A 4,940-nucleotide genomic window follows, 5' to 3' on the forward strand; every position below is an offset into this window, starting at 1 on the left:
CGCAAAACTGCATAATTTGGCATCTTTTGAATAGTTAAAATATACAAAAATACTGCAATTACGATTAAGGAAATAACAAATAAGAAGCCAATCATTAATTCAAAAGTAGAATTCTGTGCACTATAGCCAGGCAATTTATTAACAAAAGTCTTAACTGAATATGTCTTCATCCCATTATCGTTAAAATCAATCTTATCTTGTGAAATAATACCTGAGGCCACAACATTCGGAGCTAATGGTCTGAGCGTTTTCCACGTAGACATACTGCCGTAAACAATTGGCGCGATATTAATTTTGGCATTGTTTAAAAATCCGACAATTGTATACTTTTTATCGCTACCATTAAGACTAATCTTATCGCCTAGCTTGTAGCCACGATCCCAAAAAGCGCGGTCGACAGTTACTTCGCCATTACTTTTAGCCTTGCGTCCAGCAAACAAATCTAAATTCTTATAGATAAATTGACTCTTACGCAAACCAATAAATTGCGCAGAAATAGTGCTGTGACCTTTGTCTTTAACCACAACTGGAACCAATCCAACATAAGCCTGTTTTTTAGTTAATTTTTTATCTTTTAAATTCTGTGTTGTAAGAAGCGATTGGCTTAAGCTGACATTAGAATTTTCATTAAGTACAACTTCCTGCGTATGCCAACTTTTTACAGCTTGGGTGTTTTCTGACGCCAGCCCAACTGAAAGAGACGACAACATAAAGATCAGATATGAGATCAAAAAAATCATGAACGTAATTAGTCCGTACCGAAATTTTTCGTACTTAATTTCTTCTAATGCCAAAAACATAATTTTACTCTCCTTTAAGCAGTTCTAAGCTCTGCTTATATCTTTTTAGATTTTGATCACGATGAGCCGGATCAAATAAGGCGAGATTAATAGCTTCGTGGGTTAGAACCATCGCACTCCAGGTGCGGGCATCTAGATGCGCCAAACGCTTGCTTTGAGCATCTGGTGCATGATGCATTTCCATTTGATTTTCTGATAAATGAAACTTAATCAAATCGCGATATTCGCTATCTTCGGTTCTATTCACGAAATCAACTGTCATCTGATAAAAAAGATCTGGATCAAACTTCTCGCCATTAGGTCTTAAACCTAAATGAATATCGTCGATTGCCTTATGGTAAATATAGCCATAAGCATCTTCCAAATCATCAAAGTACTTATAAAAAGCACCACGCGCAATTTGAGCCGATTTAACGATTCGTGCTACTTGTGCATTATCTAAAGAGTAATGACTGAATTCTACAAGAAGCGCTTGATCAATACGTTTTCTTTTTTCATCAGGTAGATTTTTAAAAGTTGATTTAACCATTTTTCTCCCTCGAAGTGACACGGTGTCACTTCTACTTTTCCTATACTAAATTGTTTTTGACACTATGTCAATTCTAACGCAATTTTTTTGTAGTTTCAGTATCCTGAGCCCGCTTTATTACAGAACTTTCGCAATAAAAAAATCCAAGTATCTTTCGATACTCAGATCTATCTTATTATCTAAATTTTATGCTAAAACGCGATTCCAAAATACTAAGCGTTGAATTTTTGAATCGATATGCATTTTAGCTAGTCCACAATTATCCATTTGGTCAAAGTAGGAAATATCGCCGTGAGTTAAATAATGCGCTACAATCATCCGCGATACTACTCCATGACATACTACCAAAACCTTATCATTAGGATGCTTTTGATATAATTCGTCAAAAAAGTCAGCAATTCGTGCTTCAAAATCCTTACGACTTTCGGCAGTTTTATTGTATTTGTACATTGCTTCAGTCAATAACCCACGATAATCAAAGGCATCTGGATATTGCTTGTGATATTCTTTAGCTGACTTTCCATCCCAATCGCCATAATCCATTTCTTTGATGCGATCGTCGGTATTTATTTTTTTATCAGGCCCTACAAAAATTCTTGCAGTTTCTTGCGCGCGCTTTAATGGACTAACATAAATTGCATCGAATTCATCAGGATTAAAATTCTTAGCAGCTTTTTCGGCATATGCGCGTCCTTCACTACTTAAATCAGGATCCACGCTTGAGCCTTGGATCATACTATTTTTATTAAGATCAGTGGTTCCGTGGCGTAAAATTACTACTTCCATTGAAAAATATCGCTCCTTAACTATTAATTGCTCCGTAATATGCAGGCAACGCACGGTTAAAACTCATCAACCGCGGATTAAAATCATTTGCCTCATCAAAGTTAATCTCGGTAAAAGTCACATTGTCTTGAGCCGTAATTTCGCTAGTATCTAAACCAAAAATTGCAGCCATTAAGCCTCGAATCGTAAAACCATGGCAAACAACTAAAACAGTCTTTTGACTAGCTACCTGTTTTAAATCTACCATAAAACTTTGACAACGACTAACTAAGTCATCATAACTTTCCGCATTTTGAGCATATTTAGTGTAATCTTTACCAATCATCCCCATAAAGTCAAACGCATCGCTACAATTTTCATACAAAGGAGTTACATCGCTGCCTTCCCAAGAACCGAATTGCATTTCAATTAAGCGTGGATCAAGATTGATTGTTTTTCTACCTTTAGTTAAAATCTCAGCCGTTCTTTTAGCTCTAATCAAAGGACTAGCATATACCAAATCTACTTGGCTTTCATCAAAATTGCGACTCACTTTTTTAACGCCAGCTATCCCCTCAGCGCTTAAATCTGGATTGCTAGCTCCACCAGAGATAAGATCTCCTTTATTATGTTCACTTACGCCATGTCTTACTAAAATTAATTTCATTGTTTGTCTCCATTATTTGAAAATGCTTTCATTATATTAAATTTACCATTTATTAGTCAAAAAGGATACGGTAAAATAGCTTAGAATAGATTCTATTAAGAAAGAGTGACTTAATTTTGACTAAAGCTAGAAAAATATGGATTATTTTTATTCTAGGAACTCTATCTGCTTTTGGTCCTTTATCGCTTGATATGTATGCTTCGTCGCTCCCCGATATGCAAAAACAGCTCCATACTACTGCTTCTTTAGCCCAATTAACAATCACTACTTGTTTGATCGGTCTAGCAATCGGACAAATCTTTATTGGTCCCTTGTCAGATAAGATTGGTCGACGGATTCCAACTTTAATTAGCTTAATTGTTTTTGCCCTTTCTTCTTTTTTAATTGCATTGGCGCCAAATATTGATTGGCTAATTTGCTTGCGATTTTTGCAAGGACTGGCCGGATCTGTCGGAATCGTCACTTCAAAGGCCATGTGCAGCGACTTATTCAGAGGCAAAGAATTTGCTCGTTATTACTACATGTTAATGGCCGTTAACAGTATTTTCCCGGTTTTTGCACCAACAATTGGCGGTTTTTTCTTATTGTTTGGAAACTGGCGATTAATTTTTATTGCTCTGGGTGTAATCGGAGTCTTGCTTTTGATTGCAGTTTTCTTTTTTAAAGAAACGCTAGCTAAAGAATTAGCTGTCAAAGCAAAACAACGCATCCCTTTAAAAGAAATTTTAACCAACAAAGTCTTTATTTCTTTTACTTTAGTTAGCGGTTTTATGACTGGTGCTTTGTATGCTTACATTGCAGGATCTAGTTTTATGCTGCAAGATATTTTTGGCATGTCCGCATTTTCTTACAGCTTACTTTATGCTTTTAACGGTATCGGCCAAGTAATCTTTACCTGGCTAGGTGCAAAATTAACGCAAAAATTCAAAGAACAAAAGGTGCTTTTATGGGGCATCGAGGTCGCAATTTTGGCTGCAATTGTTTTAATTCTTACTACCTGGTTGCCTCACCAATTACGCTATGTGATCATACCTTTATTTTTAATTGTTTCTTTAGTTGGAATCGGCAATCCCCTAGGATCAGCTCTAGCTATTGAACAAGAACGTGAAGTCGCAGGTACTGCATCGGCCATCATCGGCTTACTTCAGAATTTATTAGGTGCTTTTATTTCACCTTTAGTTGGACTTTTTGGACAAAAAACTTATCTGCCAATGGCTATAATTATCTTTTTATGCGAATTTATTGCCCTTTTATGGTGGCAACTCGGTACAAAAAAGCATTACAATAATCATGTAAAGTAAAAAAGAGGAAAGATTTATGGCTAAAATAGAAGTACAAAGAGATGGTCTAACCTTAGTTGGCGAAAGATTAGAACCATTTGGCGAAAAATACGACATGGCAATTTTATTTCATGGCTTCAAAGCTAATAAAAACGAACCTTTAATTGAAGAAATTGCTAATAAACTATTCGAAAATAATATTGCCAGCGTCCGTTTCGATTTTGATGGATGTGGAGAGTCAGACGGTGAATTTAAAAATATGACCGTACCTAGTGAAATTGCGGATGGACAAGCAATTTTAGATTATGTAAGAACTGACCCACATGTAAATAAAATCTATCTGGTTGGGCACTCGCAAGGTGGCGTAGTTGCATCAATGCTAGCAGGTCTTTATCCTAATTTAGTTGATAAAGTTGTCTTGCTTGCTCCTGCAGCAACTTTAAAATCTGACGCTTTAAAAGGCACTTTGCAAGGTGTGTCTTATGCTCCACATCATATTCCAGATCAAATTCGCTTAGGCAAGTTTACAGTAGGCGGTTTTTATTTAAGAACTGCGCAAGTTTTGCCAATCTATGAAGTTAGTGCACAATTTACTAAGCCTGTCTGCGTAATTGCAGGTAGCAACGATCAAGTAGTAAATCCCGACGCTTCGAGAAAATATCATGAAGTTTATGAAAATAGCGAACTTCACATTATTGATGGTGGCGATCATCGCTTTAGCAATGATGCAAGAAAGCCAGCGATTGATTTTACAGTTAACTTTTTAAAGCCTGAACAATTCTAACGAAAAAGGATTATCCAATGTAAAATGATATGAACCCCGAAATTCGGACAAGAATTTCGAGGTTTTTATTTATGGCTAAATTATCTAAACAAGACAAAATTGGTATTTACAATAA

At 36.0% G+C, this 4,940-nt stretch carries 6 protein-coding genes; 2 read left to right on the forward strand and 4 right to left on the reverse strand.

Annotated elements, in window-relative coordinates; translation table 11 throughout:
• From BN55_RS08330 to BN55_RS08345, 4 genes are all read right to left on the reverse strand, one after another.
• Nucleotides 1-800: ABC transporter permease family protein (locus BN55_RS08330; RefSeq protein ID WP_040469537.1), on the reverse strand; the 800-nt coding region annotated here is incomplete at its 3' end.
• Between the two features lie 4 nt (nt 801-804).
• On the reverse strand, nt 805-1,329 hold the full coding sequence (locus BN55_RS08335; protein ID WP_008471677.1) for a TetR/AcrR family transcriptional regulator: 525 nt from the start codon (nt 1,327-1,329) through the stop codon (nt 805-807).
• Nucleotides 1,330-1,515: 186 nt separating this feature from the next.
• The gene (locus BN55_RS08340; RefSeq protein WP_008471678.1) at nt 1,516-2,115 is read right to left on the reverse strand and encodes a histidine phosphatase family protein; all 600 of its coding nucleotides are present in this window, start codon (nt 2,113-2,115) and stop codon (nt 1,516-1,518) included.
• A 16-nt stretch (nt 2,116-2,131) separates the two neighbouring features.
• Complete coding sequence (locus BN55_RS08345; protein WP_008471680.1) at nt 2,132-2,761, reverse strand: histidine phosphatase family protein; 630 nt, start codon at nt 2,759-2,761, stop codon at nt 2,132-2,134.
• Between the two features lie 116 nt (nt 2,762-2,877).
• On the opposite strand from BN55_RS08345, the gene BN55_RS08350 reads away from it, so the two are divergent.
• Together BN55_RS08350 and BN55_RS08355 are read left to right on the forward strand one after the other, a co-directional pair.
• Nucleotides 2,878-4,062 carry a multidrug effflux MFS transporter gene (locus tag BN55_RS08350; RefSeq protein WP_008471681.1) on the forward strand — a complete coding sequence of 395 codons (1,185 nt, stop codon included), beginning with the start codon at nt 2,878-2,880 and terminating at the stop codon, nt 4,060-4,062.
• Nucleotides 4,063-4,078: 16 nt separating this feature from the next.
• Nucleotides 4,079-4,825 (forward strand): alpha/beta hydrolase, encoded by a 747-nt coding sequence (locus BN55_RS08355; protein ID WP_008471682.1) that lies wholly within the window; start codon nt 4,079-4,081, stop codon nt 4,823-4,825.
• Nucleotides 4,826-4,940: the final 115 nt, after the last annotated feature.

The sequence above is a fragment of the Lactobacillus hominis DSM 23910 = CRBIP 24.179 genome (assembly GCF_000296835.1).
GTDB lineage: Bacteria > Bacillota > Bacilli > Lactobacillales > Lactobacillaceae > Lactobacillus > Lactobacillus hominis.